Below are 19,780 nucleotides of genomic sequence, written 5' to 3'. Positions count from 1 at the left end.
TTCACGGAGCCCAAAGCCGATGCTGCGCGCCCTTCTGTTCGACCTCGACGGGACGATGACCGACAGCGATCCGGTCCACCTCGCCGCCTTCAACGCCATGCTTTCGATCCGTGGCGGCTCGCTGTCGGAGGCGGATTTCCGCACGAAGATCTCCGGCAAGAGCAATGACGAGATCGCCCGCGCCCTGTTGCCGGACGCCGACGCGGCGGCGCGGCGCGCCTTCAATGACGAGAAGGAGGCGATGTTCCGCCGCATGGCCTCCGACCTCGCCGAGACGGCCGGCCTGACGCGGCTGCTCGACTGGGCGGAGGCGCGGACGCTTCGGCTCGCGATCGTCTCCAACGCGCCGGCCGACAACGTCACCCACATGACTGAGGCGCTCGGCATCGCCCGCCGCTTCGAACTCGTCATCCACGGCGACGCGGTGAAGCACCCGAAGCCCGATCCCTTCCCCTATCTCGAGGCACTGTCGCGGTTCGGGCTGACGGCGGCCGAGGCGATCGCCTTCGAGGATTCCGTCCCCGGCATCCGCGCCGCCGCCGGGGCGGGTCTGGCGACTGTGGCGATCGCCGGACTCGGCGCGATCGAGCCCCTGAAGGCCGCCGGCGCCACCTTCGCCATCCGCGACTTCGAGGACGAGGCGCTGTGGGCGTTCCTCGCCGAACGGTCGTGAGGCCGGCCCGACTGGACACCCTGCGCAGTCATCGCCATATTTAGTGCCGGAGTTAGAGGGCAGACGGAGTGGCATGATGGCGGACAGCGGAGCGAAGGCCGTGGCCCGGCGCCGTACCGTCACCGGCATTCCCGCCGTGCGCCCAGCCGCGTCGCGGCCGGCCGGGCGCGGCGGTGCCCTTGTTCTCGGTTTCTTCGACGCAGACGGCGACATCTCGGTCGACAGGGTTGCCGACCGGCTCGGCCTGTCGAAGGCACAGCTCGCCGAGACCCTCGGCGTCGCGCCGGAAACGGTCTACCGGGCGGTGCGCGCCAAGGCGCGCCGGACGCAGGCGCGGGTGACCGAAATGCTGGAGATCATCGCCCGCGTCGCCGCGTGGGCCGGCGGCGAACGCCAGGCGCTCGCCTGGTATCGCGGCGAGCCGATCCCCGCCTTCGGCGGCCGCACGGCGGAATCCCTCGTCAAGGATGGCAAGGCCGGCGCCGTGCGCGACTATCTCGACCACGTCGCCACCGGCGGGTTTGCTTGAGGTGGCAGGGCGTCTGCTACCGCGCCCACGATCCGCGCTGGGCATTTTCGCCGATTTCGGGTGAGGTCGCCGCGGCGCGTGGGGGGCGCTTCAATCCGTCCGGCGTGCCGGCGCTCTATCTCGCCCTGACAGTCGACGGCATGTTCGCCGAGATGGGCCACGGCTTACCCCACCGCTTCGAGCCGCTCACCGTCTGCGCCTACGACGTCGCCGTCGAGGACGTCGTCGATCTCCGCGGCGAGGTCGGCCGCTTGGCCGCGGGTGTGACGCTCGCCGATCTTGCCTGCCCGTGGGCGCTCGACCGTGCGGAGGGTCGGACCCCCGCTTCCTGGCGTGTCGCGACGGACCTGATGGCAGCCGGAGCGGCGGGCATCCTCGTGCCGTCCTTCGCCGTCGGGGCAAAGACGGACGCGGCCAACCTGGTCCTCTGGCACTGGGGCGACGCGCAACCCCACAAGGTCAGCGTCTTCGACCCATCCGGCCGGCTGCCGATCGACCAGTCCTCCTGGCCGGCGGGCTGACCGGCGACGGGGCGGTCTGGCGACAGCGGGTCTCTTCACACCGCCGCCGCGTTTGCTGCGACAATGGCTGACGACGAGCGAGGCGAGCATGCGGGCGAGGCGAGCGTGAACGACGCGGACGTGCGCGACATCGAGGCGTGGGTGATCGGCCAGGGGTTGGCGGGGGCGGACGCGTCCGACCTCGTGCGGGGCTTCGCGGAGCGCTGCGCCGCGGCCGGGCTCGGCGTCGGTCGCACCATCATGCTGATCGACACCCTGCACCCGATCTACGAGGGCCGCGCCTACCGCTGGCGCGAGGAGGGCCTGACGGAGCCCGCCGTCGTCGAGTACGGCAGCTCCGACGAGGGCGAGGCGGCCGCCAACTGGCAGAGCAGCGTGTTCTTCCGCATGCTCGAGGACGGCATCGACGAGGTGCGGCACCGGCTCGGCAGAGGCGAGACCGGCGGCTACCGGCTGCTCGAGGAGATGCGCGACGAGGGTTTCCACGATCACGTGGCGCACATCACGAAGTTCCCCGCCGGGGGCACGATCGGCGGCATGGACTGCGTCTATTCCTACATCGCCACCCGGCGCCCGGACGGCTTCTCCGATGAGGGCCTCGCGGCGCTGAGGCGATTGCTGCCGGCGCTGGCGCTCGCGATGAAATGCGGCGCGCTCGCCGGCGTCGCGGCGACGCTGGTGGAGGTCTATCTCGGCCGCGATGCAGGCCGGCGCGTGCTGTCGGGGCGCATCTCGCGCGGCGTCGCCGAAAAGCTCGGCGCGGTGCTGTGGTTCTCCGACCTGCGCGGTTTCACGACGATCACCGACAGCGCCGCACCGGGCGAGATCATCCCGCTTCTCAACGACTATGCGGAGGCGGTGATCACCTCCGTCCACGATGCCGGCGGGGACGTGCTGAAGCTGATCGGCGACGGCACGCTCGCCGTCTTCACCGGTGCCGACCGCGCCGAGGCGTGCCGGGCGGCGCTGAAGGCCGAGCGCAAGCTGCGCCACCGCCTCGGCATCCTGAACGAGCGGCGGGCGGCGGAGGGGCGGCCGGTGACGGGCGTCTATCTCGGCCTGCACGTCGGCGACGTGCTCTACGGCAATATCGGCAGCCGCGAGCGGCTCGACTTCACCGTCGTTGGTCCGGCGGTGAACGAGGTGGCGCGGATCGCCTCGATGTGCCGCTCGGTCGACCGTTTCGTGGTGATGTCGTCGGACTTTGCCGACGCGACGCCCGAGCCGCAGCGCAGCCAGCTCGTGTCGGTCGGGCGCTACGCACTGCGCGGCGTCGGGCGGGCGCAGGAGCTCTTCACCCTCGACCCGGCGATCGCCTGAAGCCCGGCGGGGGCAACCGGCTGGGACGGTGTCAGAGCGTTCCGGGGTAGGAGCCGCCGTCGAGGAGGATGTTCTGGCCGGTCATGTAGCCGGCGTGGGCGCTGGCGATGAAGGCGCACATCATGCCGAACTCCTCCGGCCGGCCGAAGCGCCGCGTCGGGTTCGCCCCGCGGCGGCGGTCCATCAGCGCGTCGGTGTCGACGCCCTCGCGCCTGGCCGCCGCCTCGACCGTGGTGCGCAGCCTGTCGGTCTCGAACGGGCCGGGCAGCAGGTTGTTGATCGTCACGCCGTCGCGGGCGACCTGGCGGGCGAGGCCGGCGACGAAGCCGGTAAGGCCGGCGCGGGCGCCGTTCGAGAGGCCGAGCACGTCGATCGGTGCCTTCACGGCGGCCGACGTGATGTTGATGATGCGGCCGAAGCCGCGGTGCGCCATGCCGTCGACGGTGGCGCGGATCAGCATGATCGGCGTCACCATGTTGGCCTCGAGCGCCGCGTGCCAGGCCGTCTCGTCCCAGTCGCGGAAGTCGCCGGGCGGCGGGCCGCCGGCATTGGTGACGAGGATGTCGGGGGAGGGGCAGGCGGCAAGCACGGCGGCGCGGCCGCCGGCCGTCGTCACGTCGGCGGCGACCGGGTGGACGGTCGAGCCGGTGGCGGCCGAGATCTCGCGGGCGGCGGCCTCGAGCGCCGTGGCGCCGCGGGCAACGATCGTGACCGTCACGCCGGCCTGGGCGAGGGAATCGGCGCAGGCGCGGCCGAGGCCCTTGCTGGCGCCGCAGACCAAGGCCGTGCGGCCCGCAATGCCGAGGTCGATCGCCGCCATGCCGTCCGCTCCCGCTGCCTGATACCGGCCCGTCCGCGTGTTGCGGCGGGCAGCGGCACCTTGATCGGCGCAGGCCGGTTCGGCAACCCCGGCGCCTGGCCCGGCGGGGCCGGGCGATCGTCGGGCACTCGCGACGTCGCGTCTGGCGACGTCGCGCTTCAGGCCTAGCGAGGTATCAGAACGAGAACGGGCGGCGACGGAACAGGCCGTGGTCGATCTCGCGCTGGCGGCGCTCGAGGTCGACGAGGTCCATCGCCTCGCTCAGGTAGTCATACTCGGGATCGAAGTCGCGCGCCCGCTTGAGGGCCGCGGAGATCCGCTTTGCGAAGGGCTTCAGCATCGGAGGTGCTCCTCTTGAAGAACGGGAGCCCGCCGGACGTTTCCGAAGTGATAGATAGTCCCACCACGCGGCGTGAGCTAACCCGCCGCGGGCATTGCTGCTATGCAGCATATGAGATGCTGCGGCGCACGCGGCTCCGCGCAGCGGTGCCCTGTCGGTTCGGCGAAGCCGATGTGATGGCGCTTCAGGGCGGCACCGACACCGTGAAGCCGATCGAGGCGTACCAGGTGGCGAGGTTGGCGACATCCTGGTCGGTGAGGTCCTTCGCCACCACGGTCATCATCTCGTGCTGGCGACGGCCGGTGCGGTAGGCGTTGAGCGATTCCTGCAGGTAGATCTCCGGCTGGCCGGCGAGGGTGGGAGCGTTCGGCAACTGCGAGACGCCATCGAAGCCGTGGCAGGTGGCGCACATCTGGTCTGCCTTGGCGCGGCCGGCGGCGGCGTCCGCGCGGGCGTCGGCCGCGGCGAGACCGGCCAGGAAAACGAGGGCCGCGGCGCCGGCGTGACGCCGCCGGGCGGTCTGATGGGGCATGGTCGGCTTCCACAGGATCACGGGTCGACTGGGCGGATGACTGCGGCACGAGAGACGCAGGGACGGGCGCCACTCCGGCAACGAAGGCGAAGGCCCGCGACGGCGAACGCCGCGGGCCTCGCGCCTCAGTCGCCGTAGGAGATGCGCCAGATCGCGCCGGTGAGGTCGTCGGAGACGAGCAGCGAGCCGTCGAGATAGGGCTGCACGTCCACCGGGCGGCCGAGATAGCGGCCGGTCTTCTCGTCGAGCCAGCCCTCCGCGAACACCTCCGCCTCGCCGGCCGAGCCGTCTTCGTTCAGCGGCGTGAACATCACCCGGGCTCCGACCGGCGTGGTGCGGTTCCACGAGCCGTGCTGGGCGGAGAAGATGCCACCGCGGTATTTCTGCGGGAACGCATCGCCCGTATAGAAGCTGAGACCGAGATCGGCGGCGTGCGCCACCATCTCGACCTCCGGGAAGATCGCGTCGGCCGGCGGCTCGGAATCCTTGTATTCGACGGTGCGGGTGTTGCCGCCGCCATACCAGGGAAAGCCGAAGTGCTGGCCCGGGCCGGTGGCACGGTTGAGCTCGCCGGGCGGGATGTCGTCGCCCATGCCGTCGACCTGGTTGTCGGTGAACCACAACTGGCCGTTCGCCGGATTGAAGGCGATGCCGACGGAGTTGCGGATGCCGCGGGCGTAGACCTGGCGATCGGTGCCGTCACGCCCCATCGAGATGATGCCGCCGATCCCTTCCTTCTCGTAGAGCTCGGCCTTCTCCGGTGGCGGTACGTTGAAGGGCTGGCCGAGGGCGATGTAGAGCCGGTTGTCCGGGCCGATGGCGCAGACGCGGGCACCGTGGTTGAAGCTCTCCTCGCTCGTCGGAATGAGCTGCTCGCCCACCGGGAACACCGCCACGTCCGGCGTCTCGTAGAAGAACTCGGCGGCCGGATAGACGAGCACGCGGTTGTGCTCGGCGATGAACAGGAAGCCGTCCTTCGAGAAGCAGACGCCGTTCGGCACCTTCTTGGCGACGGAGGGGGCGAATTCCTTCACCTCGTCGGCAACGCCGTCGCCGTCGCGGTCGGTGACGGCCCAGGCCTTGGTCTTGCGGGTGCCGACGAAGACGACGCCGACATTGTTGCCGACCGCCATTTGGCGGGCGTCGGGGACGATGGCGAACAGCTCGACCTTGAAGCCGTCGGGCACCTTGATCTTCGCCGCGATGTCGCGAAGCCGGGCCGCCTTCTCGCCCCCCTGGTCGATCGTCGGAATGTCGAGGGGCGTGCCGGTGACCTGGAAGTTGCCGAGCTTTTCGAGGTTGTCCGGAGTGACGGCGGGGGGTTCCTGGGCGAGTGCGGGCATTGCGGCGACGGCGAGCGCGCACGCTCCCGCCAGCCACGGGCCGACCTTCGAGGTCCCTACTCCCCACGCGAGGCGCGTTGCAGACATTGTCGATCTCCTCCCCTGCACCGGCGCGACGGCCGGTGCGACCGAGCCTCTTCGCGGGCTCGCGCCAAAAGTGTGGGCCGAGATGCTTGGTGAGACAAGTGGCTTCGTGAAGGTTTTGCAGTGCGGCAAGAGGTTTCGTCCCCGAGCGGAGAGTCGATATCAAGCAAGAGTCATCCCGTTTTACAAAAATACGCTGGTGATACCTTGTACTCATCGTTCGAAGCCGGTCGACATGCCGACCGCGTGGCCGATCAACGAGACCAATCCGTGGCTTTGGTTGCGCCGGGACGTGAGAGCCGCGGCCGCGCCGCAGCGCTGCCCGCGGCGATGGGGGGGGCGCCGCACGGGCGGTGACGCGCGGGCGTCGCCTGGCGCGCAGCGACCCGTCTGGTTCCGATCGCGGGCGCTTGCATTGGCGCTTCCGAACGGCTAGACAGCCCCCGTCCAGTCGCCTCGCGCGGCTCCGCGCTCCCTTCGTCTAGCGGTCTAGGACGTCGCCCTCTCACGGCGAAAACAGGGGTTCGAGTCCCCTAGGGAGCGCCATTCATTCCAAGCGCTTGATGGCGTGGCTTTGCAGGCCGTCCATTATTCGTTGAACATCCGAGGGCGGAACGCATCGGAGCCACCATCGGCCCTTCAGCTCATCGGCCTCCGCTTCAGCCTCGAACTGTGTCGTCTCCAACCGGATGCCACGCGCCCCTCCTTGGGGTCGGGCCCCGCGACCGGTCGTCATGGTGGCCCTCCGCACATGGGCCCCGGTCAGCCCGCCTGGGTCGCCACCGGCGTGTTGAGGAGTTGCTGCTCCCACAGGTAGGCGATGCCGCTGCCGGCGGCGTGCTGGATGATGACCTGGTTCAACGCGGTGGCGGTCTCGCCCCGAGCCCAGTCGCGCTGCCATTCGGCGGCGAGCGCCATCCAGGTGGTCATGTTCACGCCGGCCGCGATCATGCGCTGAATGGCGACTTGATGCGCCTCGGTGGAAACGGCTCCGGACGCATCGGTGACGACGGTCACGTCCCAACCCTCGCCGGCCGCCTGGATCGCCGGCATCGCCACGCAGACCTCGGTCCACAGGCCGGCCAGCACCAGCTGCTTGCGACCCGTCGCCCTGACCACGTCGACCACCTTCGGATCCTCCCAGGTGTTGATCAGGGTCCGGTCGATCACCTCGTGACCCGGAAAGACGTCGGTGATCTGCGGAAAGATCCGCCCGCCGCGATCCGCGACCACGGTGGTGAGGATGGTGGGGACGCCGAAGACCTTCGCGGCCTTCGCCAGCGCTGTCGAATTGTTGACCACACTATGCGGATCGTGGCTGTTCAGGTTCGCCAGCTGGTAGGGCTGGTGGTCGATCAGGACAAGGACAGAATCGGATGGGCGAAGAAGGGAGCCGAGACCATTGCGATGTGTCATGATATATTTGCCAACTGTTCACTGTGAGGCCGGAGTTTAGCCAGACACGATTGAACGCGGTGCTGGCGACGTGGCGTGGACTTTGTCATTCCGGCGAATGCTGTGATAGGTTTCGATCCTGTCAAACTGTGTCGCGCATTGGGGAACGCCGAATGGACCTCGACGACCTGCAGACGTTCGTGGAAGTCGCAGATGCCGGGGGCGTTTCGGCTGCTGCGCGACGGCTCGGCGTCTCAAAGTCCATCGTCAGCCGGCGGCTTTTCCGGCTTGAAGCGGAACTCGGCGTCCAGCTTGTCGCACGGACCACCCGCGGTGCGGGTCTGACGGAAGCCGGGCTGACGTTTCGCGACCACGCAGCCAGAGTTGGGGCCGAGATCGATGCGGCCAGGGAAACGATCCTGCCCACCGGTGATCTCCGCGGCCACTTCCGGGTGGCGCTGCCGCATTCCTTCGGCCCGACCCACTTCGCCCCTGTGCTCGCGGAAATGGCGCGCCGTAACCCCAAGCTCCACATCCATTCCACCTACAGCGACCGCATCGTTGACCTCGTCGGGGAGGGGTTCGATTGCGCCCTCAGGGTCGGTTACCTCCAGGACTCCAGCCTCCTCGCAAGGCGTGTTGGACCAATCTATGGAAAGCTTGTGGCGAGCCCCGACTACATTCAGGCTCACGGTTTTCCAGAGACTCCGGACGAGATCGTCACTCATCAGTCACTGATGCAGGGGACCGAAACCTGGCTTTTCATGGATGGGGAGAAGATCGTCTCGGTTCAGCCACAAGGCCGCTTCAAGGCAGACAACGCCACGGCGCTCGCTGCTGCTGCGGCAGCAGGACTCGGCATCGCCTGGCTTCCCGACTGCATCACCTATGACTACGTCAGGTCCGGCGCGCTCGTTCCGATCATGACACGCTACCCGCCACCCTCGGCGGGCGCTTATGTCGTTCGCCCGCCGGGTCGGCACCCGTCGCGAAAACTGCGCGTCCTCACCGAAATGCTGATCGAGCATTTCGAGCGCAATCCTCAGCTTTGGGGTCTCGATCGGTAGGGCACGATTGGGCGGAGTCGCGCCGGAAAGCAGCCCTCGTCGTTGGTGTCGCGCCGAGCAGCCTTGCTCGATGACATCGCATGGCGTTCCGCCAAGCGCGACACAGCGTGACGTCGCTCGGAGCTAGCCGCGCAGATGTCGGCTCGTTACTTCACCCCTCAGCCGATCAGCACCGCCCGAACCTTTTCGGGCAGTGAGCGTCGCTCGGGATCTTGTTGCCTCATCGGCTGAAGCGAGGCCGCCCGGACGCTCTGGATAGGAAGACGCGCATGAGCTGGAACCCGGCAATTGAACCTGGCTGCCCCGACGAGGTCGGCATCGACTCGATCGAAACCGTCATCGTGCCTCGTGCCCGCGACCTCGGCGGGTTCGAGGTCCGGCGAGCCTTGCCGGCGCCGAAGCGGCAGATGGTCGGGCCGTTCATCTTCTTCGACCAGGCCGGTCCGGCCGAACTCCTCACCGGGCAGGGCATCGATGTCCGCCCGCACCCGCATATCGGGCTCGCCACCGTCACCTACCTCTATCGGGGCGACTTCCATCACCGGGACAGCACCGGCGCCGACCAGATCATTCGCCCCGGCGCGCTGAACTGGATGGTGGCTGGCCGTGGCGTGACGCACTCGGAGCGAACCTCCGCGGCCGCCCGGAGCGGTCCCAATGGCTTGTTCGGGATCCAGACCTGGCTGGCCCTGCCCGATACACACGAAGATGTGGCGCCCACCTTCGACCATCACCCGAAGGAAACGCTGCCTGTGCTCGAGGATCGCGGCATCTCGGTCCGGCTCATTCTCGGGACCGCCTACGGCATGGTGGCGCCCGCACGAATGTTCTCGGAGACCTTCTATGCGGACGTGAAGCTCGAGGCGGGCAGCCGGCTGCCGATGCCGGACGATCACGAAGACCGGGGCATCTACATCGTCGAGGGTTCGATCTCGATCGCCGGCCAGGATTTCGAGGCGGGCCGGATGATGGTCTTCCGTCCCCGGGACAGGATCACCGTCGCGGCCGGGGCCCAGGGCGCGCGGCTGATGATCCTCGGCGGCGCGACGCTCGGCGGACCGCGCTACATCTGGTGGAACTTCGTCGCCTCGTCCGAGGAGCGCATCGAGGCCGCCAAGGCCGAGTGGCGCGCCGGGGACTGGGGCAACGGCCGCTTCGACCTGCCGGAGGGCGACCGGGCGGAGCACATTCCGCTTCCGGATTGAGCCAGCCGGCCGGGAATGATGACCGGTTGCACCGAGCCGTGACCTGACGTCCGGGTTTCGCGGGGGACAACATATCCAGCGGAGATCTCAAGATGACGAACAGGTGGCCTCACCTCGATTATCTCAGCTGGCGCGAGACCTTCTCCGCCCTGCATCTCTATCTTCAGATTGCTGGCAAGTACAGGCTGGCGCACTCGCCGTGGATGAACCATTCCTGGAACGCGACCTTCTATGTCACGCCGATCGGTTTGGCGTCCTCGCCGATCCCCGACGGCCCCGGCATCGAGATCCTGTTCGATCTTCGCGAGCACCGGGTGGTCGGCACCTGCGGTGACGGTCGCACATCGTCCTTCGCCCTCGAGCCGATGACCGTGGCGGCGTTCCACGCGCGCTTCGTGCGGTTGATCTCGGAGCTCGGCGGGACGCCGACCTTCAACGGCCAACCCAACGAGGTCCCCAACCCGGTCCCCTTCGCCGAAGATCACCGCGACCGGCCCTATGACCGTGACGCCGTGCACCGCTATCATCAGGCGCTGGTGGCGATCGAGAGGGTCCTCAGCCGCTTCCGCACCTCCTTTGTCGGCAAGTCCAGCCCCGTCCATCTGTTCTGGGGCGCTCTCGACCTCGCCGTCACGCGCTTTTCGGGAAGACGGGCTCCGCTTCATCCGGCAGGCATCCCCGCCTTGCCGGACGACGTGGCACGGGAGGCCTACGACCGCGAGGTGTCCTCCGCGGGCTTCTGGCCGGGCGGCAACGGCATCGACTATCCCGCCTTCTACGCCTACGCCTATCCCGCCCCGAACGGCTACCGGGCGGCGGCGGTGCGGCCCGACGCGGCGTTCTGGCATGAAGGCCTGTCCGAGTTCATGCTGCCCTACGATGCCGTGCAGTCGGCCGCCGATCCCGACGAAGCCCTGATGGCCTTCCTCGTGTCGACCTACGAGGCGGCAGCCGATCTGGGCGGATGGGACCGCGACCTTCTGGAATGCGCGCCCGGCCGGCCCCGCCAGGTCCGCCCGTCCGACGCGGCGCAGGCAGGGAGCGCGGCCTCGGTGGGAGACGTGACCGTCGAGCGGGAAGATGGCCCATCGAAGGGGCGCTACCGGCTGATCGTCGATGGCGTCGAGGCGGAAATGACCTACAGCCGGGCCGGCGAGGGCCTGATCATCATCGACCACACCGAGGTGCCGGCCGCCCTGCGTGGCCGCAAGGTCGGCGAGCGGCTGGTACGACAGGCGATCGAGGATGCGCGGCGGGGCGGTGTCGCCATCATCCCCTTGTGCCCGTTCGCGAAAGCGCAGATCGGCCGCCATCCGGAATGGCAGGACGTGCTGCATCGCTCGTGAGAGCGAGGCTGCGGATCGCAAGTCGATCCTCGGCATCCTGATCGGCAAGCACGCGGTTGCCGAGGACGTCGCGCGGAGCGGGACGACAGCCCCGCGGTCACGCGCGCATGAAGCCGCTGCCGCTGCCGCTGACGGGCATCGAAGCAAAGGCAAGGTCATGACCGACACCATGAAGGCGATCGTCCTCGAGACATTCGGCGGGATTGAAGCCTTCCAGGAGCGCGATGTTCCGGTGGGAGAAGTCGGCCCCCGGCAGGTCCGGGTGCGCGTTCACGCCACGGCCATCAATCCGCTGGATTACCAGATCCGGCGCGGCGACTATCCCGACCTCGTCCCGCTCCCCGCCATCATCGGCCACGATGTTTCCGGCGTCGTCGAGGAGACGGGGGCCTCTGTCAGCGAATTCGACATCGGTGACGAGGTATACTACACGCCGAAGATCTTCGGCGGCCCGGGTTCCTACGCCGAGCACCATGTCGCGGACGTCGACCTGGTCGCCCGAAAGCCGCGCAACATCGGCCATCTCGAGGCCGCCAGTCTGACGTTGGTGGGAGGAACGGTGTGGGAGGCTCTGGTGACGCGCGCAGAACTCGGCGTGCACGAGACGATCCTGATCCACGGTGGTGCCGGCGGTGTGGGAACGGTGGCGATCCAACTGGCCAAGGCGATGGGCGCACGCGTCATCACGACGGCGCGTCGCAGCAACGATGAATTCGTGCGATCCCTCGGAGCGGACGAGGTGATCGACTACACCTCCGATGACTATGTTGGAGCCGTCGCGGACCTGACGCAGGGCCAAGGGGTGAACGTCGTCTTCGACACCATCGGCGGCGATACCCTCGCGCGAAGCGCCCTCGCCCTCGCGGATGCGGGACGGTTGGTCAGCATCGTCGACATCGCGCAGCCGCAGAACCTAATCGACGCGTGGGGCAAGAACGCCGCCTACCATTTCGTCTTCACCCGGCAGAACCGAGGAAAGCTCACCGCGCTGACGAACCTTGTCGAGCGTGGGCTGATCAAGCCCGTGATCGGTGCGGTGCTTCCTCTGGCTCGCATTGGCGAAGCCCATGAATTGCTCGAAGGCGGAAGCTCGCGCGGGCTTCGCGGCAAGGTGGCGATCGACGTCGTGGGCCAGACCGTCGAGCTTCCCGCGCAGCGATAGGGGGTGGACCTCGACAGCAGCGCTGTGGCGCGAGATCGAGCGTCTCGCGCGTGCCTTCGCCGATCATGTCGCCATCTGTTGGCCGGCAAGTTCGTCGGGTGCGGAGCGCGTAATCATGGTGGTCTACGAGCCCTCCGACGAGCGGGCCTTGCGTCGGAGGCTCGACCTTTTCGCGCCCGCCGCGCCGACGTCGGCCGGCGGCACCGGCGGTTCGACCACACGCCCTCGGGGCTGCGCTCGCCGGGGCCGCTTCAGGGCCGTCGCTGCGCCATCAGACGCTTCTGGGCGGCGATGCGGAACGGCGCATTCGATGCGCCGTAGCCGCGATATCCCCCACGTCGCTCCACCACTTCGACGATGAAGCCCGTGTCCCACGCCGGGGCATAGAGCTGGAAGTATTCGCCGGCATCGTCGCGGTCATAGAGAATGTTTGCGGCCCGGAGGCCGTCGGACAGCTGGGGATCCAGGCCGAAGCGCGCCTCGACGTCGTCGTAGTAGTTCTGGGAGATCGGGAGCGCCTCGAAACCCCTGCGAGACATCTCGGCAGCAGCGGCGAAGATGTCCCGGCAGGCGAAGGCAATGTGCTGGAGACCGGAGCCGAAACTTTCGGCGATGAAGCGTCCGGCCATGGTCCGCCGGCTGTCGGTGCTGTTGAGGGCCAGCCGGAACGTTCCGTCCGGCGTCTCGATCGCCTGGCTGCGGATGAGGCCGCCGGGGTCGACGACATCGACCAGCGGTGCCTTCTCGGTGCTGAAGATCGACGTGTAGTAGAGCAGCCAGGACAGCATCTCGTCCTGTTCGACGGTCTGCCCGAGATGGTCGATCCTCGTCAGCCCGGCATCGTCGTTCCTGGTGTCGTCGGCGACGTCGAACTCGATCTCCCAGACGCGCGCGAGGGAGGAAACGCCGTCGAGGAAGTAGATGAGCCCGCCGCCGACGCCCCGGATCGCCGGGATGACGAGTTCGCCGGGGCCGACCGTCTGCTCGAAGGTTTCAGCGCCGAGCGCGCGGGCGCGGGCGACCGCCTCGGCGGCATCCGCGACGCGCAGGCCGATCGCATAGGCCGAGGTGCCGTGGGTGAGGAAGGACGAGCGGGCGAGGCCGGCGCGGTCCCGGTTGACGACGATGTTGATCTGCCCCTGCCGGAACAGCGTGACATCCTTGGAGCGGTGCCGGCCGGCCTCCGCGAAGCCGAGCGACGAAAGCGCGGCTTTGAGCGCAGAGCCGCCTTTGTCGTCCGCGGCGAACTCGACGAACTCGATGCCTTCGACAGGGGCCCTGTCCGGCATCGGCGGTACGGAGATGCGGACTCCCGGCTCCTCTCGGCGGACCTGGTCCATGACGGCAACGAGCGAGCGATGCCCGTCGATGGCGATCGCCTTGGAGGAGCCGCCGCGGAAGACGTCGTTGAAGATCTCGAGGGACAGGTAGCCGTCGTAGCCGGTGGCGGCGACGGCCCGCATGAACGCCTTCACCGGCAGGTCGCCTTCGCCCGGCATGTTGCGGAAATGCCGGCTCCAATGGAGCAGGTCCATCGGCACCGCCGGGGCGTCGGCGAGTTGGACGATGAAGATCTTGTCGGCCGGGATGGCACGGATGCTGTCGACGTCGATGCGGCGTGCGAGGGTGTGGAAGGAATCGAGGACGAGGCCGATGTTCGGATGATCGGCTCGCCTGACGATCTCCCACGCATCCCGGTGATCGCTGATGAAGCGCCCCCAGGCGAGCGCTTCGTAGCCGACGCGGATGCCACGTCGGGCAGCGCGCTCGCCGAGTTCGTGGAAGTCTGCGGCGGCGCGGTCGATGCCTCCGAGCGCGGCTTGCGAGACGCTCGAGCAGACGAGGATGAGGTCGGTTCCGAGCTCACCCATCACGTCGAACTTGCGCTCCGCGCGCTCGAACGCGCGTGAGCGAAGCGGCTCCGGCAGTCCCTCGAAGTCTCGGAACGGCTGAAACAGCGTGATGACGAGGCCGGCGTCGCGGGCCATGCGGCCGACATCGCGCGGCGAGCCGTCGAAGGCGAGGAAGTCATTCTCGAAGATCTCGATGCCGTCGAAGCCGGCCGCGGCGATGGCCTGGAGCTTCTCGGCGAAGTCGCCGCTGATCGACACCGTGGCGATCGACGTCCGCATCCCGTCCTCCCACCTTTTATAAACGAACTAGTTCGTACATAACGAATTACTCGTGGGCCGGTTGGTATGCAAGATCGGCTCGTCGGGGCGACGGGCGCGGGCGGGTAGCGGCGCCGCTACTCGGCGTCGAGCCGGTCCGCGCGCATGACGTACCGCAGCACCATGTCGACGACCTGGCCGCGCAGGGTTGCCTGGGCCTCCTGGCTCCCGAGGTCGCGGTCGAAGATGCGCGAGAAGGTCGCCCGGTTGGAGACGTTGAAGAAGCAGAGCGCGCTGATCTGCCAGTGCAGGTCGACGGGGTCGAGACCGGGCCGGAACCACGCCTCCGCCACTCCCCGCGCGTAGATGCTGGCGATGTTGTCGATCGCCGTGACGTTCAGCTGCCGGATGACCTCGGAGCGGTCGAGATAGTCGGCGTGGTGGATGTTCTCGATCATCACCATGCGGATGAAGGATTCGTGCTGGTGGTGATGGTCGAAGGTGAATTCGACCAGACGCCGCAGCGCCTCGACCGGCGGCAGGCCGTCGGTGTCGAGCTCCGCCTCGCCTTCGCGCACGAGCCGGTAGGCGTTCTCCAGCGCGGCGAGGTAGAGGCCCTCCTTGTCGCCGAAGTAGTAGTAGATCATCCGCTTCGACGAGCGGGTGCGCGCGGCGATCTCGTCGATCCGCGCCCCCGACAGCCCGTTCAGCGCGAACTCCTCCGACGCGATCTCGAGGATGTTTCGCCGGGTGCCCTCCGGATCCTGCTGCCGCGTCGGGGCTCCGTCCGCCTTGCGCCGGCGCGTGTCGTCTCGGGTCGCCATCCGCCGCGTCTCGCCCTCGGGTCGTTGACCAAACTATCTAGTTCGTACATTGTCTCGATCAGTCCGTGCCATTTATCGGCGGGGGCCAACGAATGACAAGGGAGCCCGGCTGCGGCTCCCGCGCGGGGAGGCGTCTTGTCCGTCGAGTTGGGCACACTTCGCGAGCGTCTCGCCGGCCTTGCCGACGGCCGTCCCGGCCGCCGGACGGGGAGGGACGGCGGGCTCGTGGTCGGTCTCGTCGGCCGGGGCATCCAGGCCTCCCGCACGCCCTCCATGCACGAGAGCGAAGGCGCCCGGCTCGGGTTGCACTACGCCTACGGGCTGATCGACTTCGACGCGCTGGGGCTGCCCGACGAGGCGCTCGGCGAGGTCCTGGCGGCGGTTCAGGACCTCGGCTTCCGGGGCCTCAACGTCACCCATCCGTTCAAGCGCCGCGTTCTCGCCCACGTCTCGCAGCCGTCACCGGAGACCGTTGTGATCGGCGCCGCCAACACCGTCGTCTTCCGCGACGGCCAGTCGCTCGGGTTCAACACCGACGGCTGGGGCTTCGCCCGCAGCTTCGAGGAGACGATGCAGGGGGCACCGCTGCGCCAGGTCGTGCAGTTCGGTGCCGGCGGCGCCGGGGCGGCGGTCGCCCACGCCCTGATCGAGCTCGGCGTCGAGGACCTGGTGATCGTCGACCTTGACCGGGCAGCGGCCGCGGCGCTGGCCGGCCGCTTCGCGGCGATCGCGCCGGGGCGCGTCCGGGTCGGCAGCGGCGATGTCCGCGGCGCCGACGGTATCGTCAACACGACGCCGATCGGCATGGCGAAATACCCCGGCACACCGCTCGATACGGCCGCCCTGACGCCGGCGCAGTGGGTCGCCGACATCGTCTATTTCCCGGCCGAGACCGAATTGCTGCGCAATGCCCGCGCCATCGGCTGCCGCGTCCTGCCGGGCACGGGCATGGCGATCTACCAGGCGGTCCGGGCCTTCGAGCTCTTCACCGGGCTCGCGCCCGACCCGGTGGCGATGACCGGCCATTTCGAAGCCGCCGCCTGAGGGAGGGCTCACCGAGGCAGGACCGGGACCGGGCGGCGGCCAAAGCAACGATGAATGAAAATCAGACAGGGAGGACTTCCAGATGACGACACGACGCACACTCCTCGCCGCCGGCCTCGCCGGTGCCGGCGCGCTCGCCTTGGCGCGGCCGACGGGGGTCTTCGCGCAGGACAAGCCGAAGCTGCGCTTCTCGGCGGTGTTCTCCGAGCAGGACATCCGCGCCGAGATGATGAAGATGTTCTCGAACGCCATCACCGACGAGTTCATCTTCGAGGGCTACTACGGCGGCAACCTGTTCAAGCAGGGCACCGAACTCGTCGCCCTGCAGCGCGGCAACCTCGAGATGGGCAACATCGCCCCGCAGGACATCTCCAAGCAGATCCCGGCCTGGTCGGTGCTCACGTCCGCCTACCTGTTCCGCGACGCGGCGCATCTGAAGGCGTTCTTCGCGAGCGACGTCGGCCAGGAAATGTCGAAGATGGCCGAGGACCAGCTCGGCGTGCGCATCCTCGGACCGACCTATTTCGGCACCCGCCAGGTCGGACTGAAGCCCGAGAAGGAGATCAAGACGCCCGCCGACATGGCCGGCATCAAGCTCCGCATGCCCGGTGGCGACGCCTGGCAGTTCCTCGGCTCGGCGCTCGGGGCGAACCCGGTCGCGATGGCCTATGCCGAGGTCTACACGGGGCTGCAGACCGGGGCGATCGACGGCCAGGACAACCCGCTGCCGAACGTCGAGAACATGAAGTTCTACGAGGTGATGTCGCAGATCGTCATGACCTCGCACCTCGTCGGCTTCGACCTCCTGGTCGTCTCCAGCAAGGTGTGGAACGAGATGTCGGCGGAGACGCAGGCGGAGTTCCAGAAGGCCGCCGACGAGGCGATCGCCATGAGCACCGAGAAGCACCTCGCCCGCGAGAAGGACCTCGCGGCGACGTTCACCGAGCGCGGCCTCAAGATCTACGAGCCCGACGTCGCGGCCTTCCGCTCGTTCGCGCAGGAGAAGTATCTCGCCTCGGATCTCGCCAAGGACTGGGCGCCGGGGATCGTCGAGAAGATCAACGCTCTCTGACGACAGACCCGGGGCGCGCCGTCCAAGGCGTGCCCCGGTCCGCGCGCCCTCCGGGGCGTCTTCGACCAGCGGCTCGGGCGGGCGAGACGCCCGCCCCCGAGGGAGCACGGCCCTTTGCAGACGATGGTGCGCGGCCTCGGCGCCCGGCTCTACCGGCTGAGCGAGAACCTCATCGCGGCGATGCTGGCGGTGATGTTCGTCGCCTTCCTCGTGCAGATCGTCTTCCGCTACCTGCTCGACCTGCCGGTCGGCTGGACGAACGAACTGTCGCTCGTGCTGTGGATCTGGCTCGTGCTGTGGGGCGCCGCCTTCGTGCTGCGCGAGGACGAGGAGATCCGCTTCGACCTCTTCTATTCCATGGCGGGGCGGCGGACGCGGCGTGTGATGTTCCTCGTCTCGGCGCTGTCGCTGGTCGCGCTCTATGCCGTGTCGCTGCCGGCGGTGGTCGACTACGTGACCTTCATGAAGGTGGAGAAGACCGCCTACCTGAAGATCCGCTTCGACTGGCTGTTCTCGGTCTACGTCGTCTTCGTGGTGGCGGCGATCGCGCGCTATCTCTGGCTCGGCTGGCGCGCCCTGGTCGGTGAGCCGCCCGCTGCGGGCGAGGGCACGGGGTCGGGCCTGTGAACCTCGCGAGCCCGTTCTCGATCTCCCTCGTCGCGATCACTGCGCTCGCCTTCCTCGGCCTGCCGATCGGCCATGCCATGATCGCCGGGTCGGTCCTCTATCTGCTGCTCGCCGGGCTCGACATGGGCACCGTGGCCGAGCAGATCCTCAACGGGATGTACGTGAACTACGTCATCCTCGCCGTGCCGCTGTTCATCCTCGCCGCCGAACTCATGAACATCGGCTCGATGTCGGAGCGGCTGCTGCGCTTCTGCGACGCCTTCGTCGGCCGTTTCCGCGGCGGGCTCGCCCACGTCAACATCCTGCAGAGCATCATCTTCGCAGGCATGTCGGGCTCGGCGATCGCCGACGCCGCCGGCACCGGCCGGATGATCCAACTGATGATGACGAAGGACGGCAAGTACACCGCAAGCTTCGCCGCGGCGCTCACTGCCGTCACCTCCGTCGTCGGGCCGATCATCCCGCCGTCGATCCCGATGATCGTCTACGCGCTCGTGTCGGATGCCTCGATCGGCTACCTGTTCCTGGGCGGTGTCGTTCCGGGCCTGTTGATGGCGCTGGCGCAGATGGCCCTCGTCGCGGCGATCGCGCGCCGGCGGAACTTCCCCGTAGAGCCGCCGATCCCGCTCCGACGGCTGCCCGGCATCACCTGGCGGGCGTTCCCGGTTCTGATGATGCCGGTGGTGCTGCTCGGCGGCATCTATTCGGGCGTGACGACCCCGACCGAGGCCGCCGCCGTGGCCGCCGCCTACGCGCTCCTGATCTCGGCGGTGTTCTACCGCAGCGTCAGCCTCGCCGACCTCTACCGCTCCGTCCTCGTCAGCGCCCGCACGAGCGCCTCGATCGGCATGCTGCTCGCCGGGGCGCTCGTCTTCAACTACGTCATCACCGTCGAGAACATTCCCGCCTCGGTGCAGGCGCTGCTGACGGGCTTCGACCTCTCGCCGCTCGGCTTCCTGATCCTGGTCAACATCCTGCTTCTGCTGCTCGGCTGCGTGCTCGAGGGGACGACGATCCTGCTCGTCATCGTGCCGGTGCTGATCCCGACCGCGCAGGCGCTCGGCATCGACATGGTGCACTTCGGCGTCGTCGTCGTCGTCAACATCATGCTCGGGCTGGTGACGCCGCCCTACGGGCTCTTGCTGTTCATCATGACGCGGATCGCCGAGGTGCCCCTGAAGGCGCTCGTCCTCGACGTGATGCCCTTCCTCTACGTGATGTTCGCCGCGCTGGCGGCGATCACCTTCTTTCCCGATCTCGTGCTCTGGCTCCCGCGCCTGATGGGCTACCAAGGATGAGGCCATGACCGCACCGATCTTCGTCATCAACGGCCCGAACCTCAATCGCCTCGGCACGCGCGAGCCGGAGATCTATGGCCGGGCGACGCTCGCCGACGTGGAGGCGACGTGCCGGGAGGCGGCCGGGGAGAGGCCGCTGCGCTTCCTGCAGTCGAACTACGAGGGCGAGATCGTCGAGTGGATCCACGAGGCGATCGACGCCGGCGCCGGCATCGTCATCAACCCCGCCGGCCTGACGTTCAGCTCGGTGCCGGTCATCGACGCCCTGAAGATGTCCGCCCGACCGGTGATCGAGCTGCACATCTCCAACATCCACCGGCGTGAGGAGATCTACCATCGCTCGCTGGTCTCCAGGGTCGCGACCGCGGTGATCGCCGGCCTCGGGCCGGCCGGCTACCCGGCGGCGGTCGCCGCGATGGCGGGCTTGCTCGACCGCGGGGCCGGCCGCTGACGCCCGGCGGCGGTTG

At 68.4% G+C, this 19,780-nt stretch carries 20 protein-coding genes and 1 tRNA gene; 14 read left to right on the top strand and 7 right to left on the bottom strand.

Annotated elements, in window-relative coordinates:
- Positions 1–19 precede the first annotated feature (19 nt).
- The 4 genes from RUR49_RS25435 (at position 20) to RUR49_RS25420 (ending at position 3,043) form a co-directional block, all read left to right on the top strand.
- On the top strand, positions 20–673 hold the full coding sequence (locus RUR49_RS25435) for an HAD family hydrolase (RefSeq protein ID WP_409149427.1): 654 nt from the start codon (positions 20–22) through the stop codon (positions 671–673).
- A gap of 136 nt (positions 674–809) precedes the next feature.
- On the top strand, positions 810–1,202 hold the full coding sequence (locus RUR49_RS25430) for an antitoxin Xre/MbcA/ParS toxin-binding domain-containing protein (protein WP_409149677.1): 393 nt from the start codon (positions 810–812) through the stop codon (positions 1,200–1,202).
- Positions 1,199–1,723, top strand: coding sequence for an RES family NAD+ phosphorylase (locus tag RUR49_RS25425; protein ID WP_409149425.1), 525 nt, complete (start codon positions 1,199–1,201; stop codon positions 1,721–1,723). Before RUR49_RS25430 ends, RUR49_RS25425 begins: the two co-directional genes overlap by 4 nt.
- Before the next feature lie 105 nt (positions 1,724–1,828).
- Complete coding sequence (locus tag RUR49_RS25420) at positions 1,829–3,043, top strand: adenylate/guanylate cyclase domain-containing protein (protein ID WP_409149423.1); 1,215 nt, start codon at positions 1,829–1,831, stop codon at positions 3,041–3,043.
- 31 nt (positions 3,044–3,074) lie between these two features.
- Here RUR49_RS25420 and RUR49_RS25415 read toward each other — a convergent pair whose 3' ends face one another.
- The 4 genes from RUR49_RS25415 to RUR49_RS25400 form a co-directional block, all read right to left on the bottom strand.
- Entirely contained in the window at positions 3,075–3,854 is a 780-nt protein-coding gene (locus RUR49_RS25415; protein ID WP_409149675.1) for an SDR family oxidoreductase, read from the bottom strand.
- Between the two features lie 184 nt (positions 3,855–4,038).
- Positions 4,039–4,203 carry a DUF3563 family protein gene (locus tag RUR49_RS25410; protein WP_409149422.1) on the bottom strand — a complete coding sequence of 55 codons (165 nt, stop codon included), beginning with the start codon at positions 4,201–4,203 and terminating at the stop codon, positions 4,039–4,041.
- Positions 4,204–4,387: 184 nt separating this feature from the next.
- Complete coding sequence (locus RUR49_RS25405; protein WP_409149420.1) at positions 4,388–4,735, bottom strand: c-type cytochrome; 348 nt, start codon at positions 4,733–4,735, stop codon at positions 4,388–4,390.
- A gap of 125 nt (positions 4,736–4,860) precedes the next feature.
- The gene (locus RUR49_RS25400) at positions 4,861–6,078 is read right to left on the bottom strand and encodes a PQQ-dependent sugar dehydrogenase (RefSeq protein WP_409149673.1); all 1,218 of its coding nucleotides are present in this window, start codon (positions 6,076–6,078) and stop codon (positions 4,861–4,863) included.
- 554 nt (positions 6,079–6,632) lie between these two features.
- Between RUR49_RS25400 and RUR49_RS25395 the strand changes: the two genes are divergently transcribed.
- A tRNA-Glu gene (locus RUR49_RS25395) sits at positions 6,633–6,708 on the top strand.
- A 216-nt stretch (positions 6,709–6,924) separates the two neighbouring features.
- Here RUR49_RS25395 and RUR49_RS25390 read toward each other — a convergent pair.
- Complete coding sequence (locus RUR49_RS25390) at positions 6,925–7,578, bottom strand: hydrolase (RefSeq protein ID WP_409149418.1); 654 nt, start codon at positions 7,576–7,578, stop codon at positions 6,925–6,927.
- Positions 7,579–7,730: 152 nt separating this feature from the next.
- Between RUR49_RS25390 and RUR49_RS25385 the strand changes: the two genes are divergently transcribed.
- The 4 genes from RUR49_RS25385 (at position 7,731) to RUR49_RS25370 (ending at position 12,337) form a co-directional block, all read left to right on the top strand.
- Positions 7,731–8,624 carry a LysR family transcriptional regulator gene (locus RUR49_RS25385; protein WP_409149416.1) on the top strand — a complete coding sequence of 298 codons (894 nt, stop codon included), beginning with the start codon at positions 7,731–7,733 and terminating at the stop codon, positions 8,622–8,624.
- A 269-nt stretch (positions 8,625–8,893) separates the two neighbouring features.
- Entirely contained in the window at positions 8,894–9,829 is a 936-nt protein-coding gene (locus tag RUR49_RS25380; protein ID WP_409149414.1) for a pirin family protein, read from the top strand.
- A gap of 92 nt (positions 9,830–9,921) precedes the next feature.
- Positions 9,922–11,175, top strand: coding sequence for a DUF5996 family protein (locus RUR49_RS25375; RefSeq protein ID WP_409149412.1), 1,254 nt, complete (start codon positions 9,922–9,924; stop codon positions 11,173–11,175).
- A 157-nt stretch (positions 11,176–11,332) separates the two neighbouring features.
- On the top strand, positions 11,333–12,337 hold the full coding sequence (locus tag RUR49_RS25370) for a zinc-dependent alcohol dehydrogenase family protein (RefSeq protein WP_409149410.1): 1,005 nt from the start codon (positions 11,333–11,335) through the stop codon (positions 12,335–12,337).
- Between the two features lie 251 nt (positions 12,338–12,588).
- On the opposite strand, the gene RUR49_RS25365 is transcribed toward RUR49_RS25370, so the two are convergent.
- Complete coding sequence (locus RUR49_RS25365) at positions 12,589–14,469, bottom strand: bifunctional sugar phosphate isomerase/epimerase/4-hydroxyphenylpyruvate dioxygenase family protein (protein ID WP_409149408.1); 1,881 nt, start codon at positions 14,467–14,469, stop codon at positions 12,589–12,591.
- 116 nt (positions 14,470–14,585) lie between these two features.
- A complete protein-coding gene (locus RUR49_RS25360; RefSeq protein ID WP_409149406.1) occupies positions 14,586–15,272 on the bottom strand; it encodes a TetR/AcrR family transcriptional regulator in 687 nt (228 codons plus the stop codon).
- Between the two features lie 135 nt (positions 15,273–15,407).
- Between RUR49_RS25360 and RUR49_RS25355 the strand changes: the two genes are divergently transcribed.
- The 5 genes from RUR49_RS25355 (at position 15,408) to RUR49_RS25335 (ending at position 19,764) form a co-directional block, all read left to right on the top strand.
- The gene (locus RUR49_RS25355) at positions 15,408–16,316 is read left to right on the top strand and encodes a shikimate dehydrogenase (protein ID WP_409149404.1); all 909 of its coding nucleotides are present in this window, start codon (positions 15,408–15,410) and stop codon (positions 16,314–16,316) included.
- 82 nt (positions 16,317–16,398) lie between these two features.
- Positions 16,399–17,388 carry a TRAP transporter substrate-binding protein DctP gene (dctP, locus tag RUR49_RS25350; RefSeq protein WP_409149402.1) on the top strand — a complete coding sequence of 330 codons (990 nt, stop codon included), beginning with the start codon at positions 16,399–16,401 and terminating at the stop codon, positions 17,386–17,388.
- A gap of 123 nt (positions 17,389–17,511) precedes the next feature.
- The gene (locus tag RUR49_RS25345; protein WP_409149671.1) at positions 17,512–18,015 is read left to right on the top strand and encodes a TRAP transporter small permease; all 504 of its coding nucleotides are present in this window, start codon (positions 17,512–17,514) and stop codon (positions 18,013–18,015) included.
- On the top strand, positions 18,012–19,313 hold the full coding sequence (locus tag RUR49_RS25340) for a TRAP transporter large permease (protein WP_409149400.1): 1,302 nt from the start codon (positions 18,012–18,014) through the stop codon (positions 19,311–19,313). The genes RUR49_RS25345 and RUR49_RS25340 overlap by 4 nt, the downstream gene beginning before the upstream one ends.
- 4 nt (positions 19,314–19,317) lie before the next feature.
- On the top strand, positions 19,318–19,764 hold the full coding sequence (locus RUR49_RS25335; protein ID WP_409149398.1) for a type II 3-dehydroquinate dehydratase: 447 nt from the start codon (positions 19,318–19,320) through the stop codon (positions 19,762–19,764).
- Positions 19,765–19,780: the final 16 nt, after the last annotated feature.

Source organism: Pseudoxanthobacter sp. M-2, from assembly GCF_046156265.1.
Lineage (GTDB): Bacteria > Pseudomonadota > Alphaproteobacteria > Rhizobiales > Segnochrobactraceae > CAMDHY01.
The sequence above is the reverse complement of the archived record's forward strand: the minus strand, read 5'-3'. Positions and strand labels throughout refer to the sequence as shown.

Bases quoted from the DNA above. Each gene is read 5' to 3' on its own strand.
- RUR49_RS25370 (WP_409149410.1), top strand. From the start codon at position 11,333: ATGACCGACACCATGAAGGCGATCGTCCTCGAGACATTCGGCGGGATT.
- RUR49_RS25335 (WP_409149398.1), top strand. From the start codon at position 19,318: ATGACCGCACCGATCTTCGTCATCAACGGCCCGAACCTCAATCGCCTC.
- dctP (WP_409149402.1), top strand. From the start codon at position 16,399: ATGACGACACGACGCACACTCCTCGCCGCCGGCCTCGCCGGTGCCGGC.
- RUR49_RS25380 (WP_409149414.1), top strand. From the start codon at position 8,894: ATGAGCTGGAACCCGGCAATTGAACCTGGCTGCCCCGACGAGGTCGGC.
- RUR49_RS25390 (WP_409149418.1), bottom strand. From the start codon at position 7,578: ATGACACATCGCAATGGTCTCGGCTCCCTTCTTCGCCCATCCGATTCT.
- RUR49_RS25345 (WP_409149671.1), top strand. From the start codon at position 17,512: ATGGTGCGCGGCCTCGGCGCCCGGCTCTACCGGCTGAGCGAGAACCTC.
- RUR49_RS25405 (WP_409149420.1), bottom strand. From the start codon at position 4,735: ATGCCCCATCAGACCGCCCGGCGGCGTCACGCCGGCGCCGCGGCCCTC.
- RUR49_RS25375 (WP_409149412.1), top strand. From the start codon at position 9,922: ATGACGAACAGGTGGCCTCACCTCGATTATCTCAGCTGGCGCGAGACC.
- RUR49_RS25360 (WP_409149406.1), bottom strand. From the start codon at position 15,272: ATGGCGACCCGAGACGACACGCGCCGGCGCAAGGCGGACGGAGCCCCG.
- RUR49_RS25365 (WP_409149408.1), bottom strand. From the start codon at position 14,469: ATGCGGACGTCGATCGCCACGGTGTCGATCAGCGGCGACTTCGCCGAG.
- RUR49_RS25410 (WP_409149422.1), bottom strand. From the start codon at position 4,203: ATGCTGAAGCCCTTCGCAAAGCGGATCTCCGCGGCCCTCAAGCGGGCG.
- RUR49_RS25400 (WP_409149673.1), bottom strand. From the start codon at position 6,078: ATGCCCGCACTCGCCCAGGAACCCCCCGCCGTCACTCCGGACAACCTC.
- RUR49_RS25385 (WP_409149416.1), top strand. From the start codon at position 7,731: ATGGACCTCGACGACCTGCAGACGTTCGTGGAAGTCGCAGATGCCGGG.
- RUR49_RS25435 (WP_409149427.1), top strand. From the start codon at position 20: ATGCTGCGCGCCCTTCTGTTCGACCTCGACGGGACGATGACCGACAGC.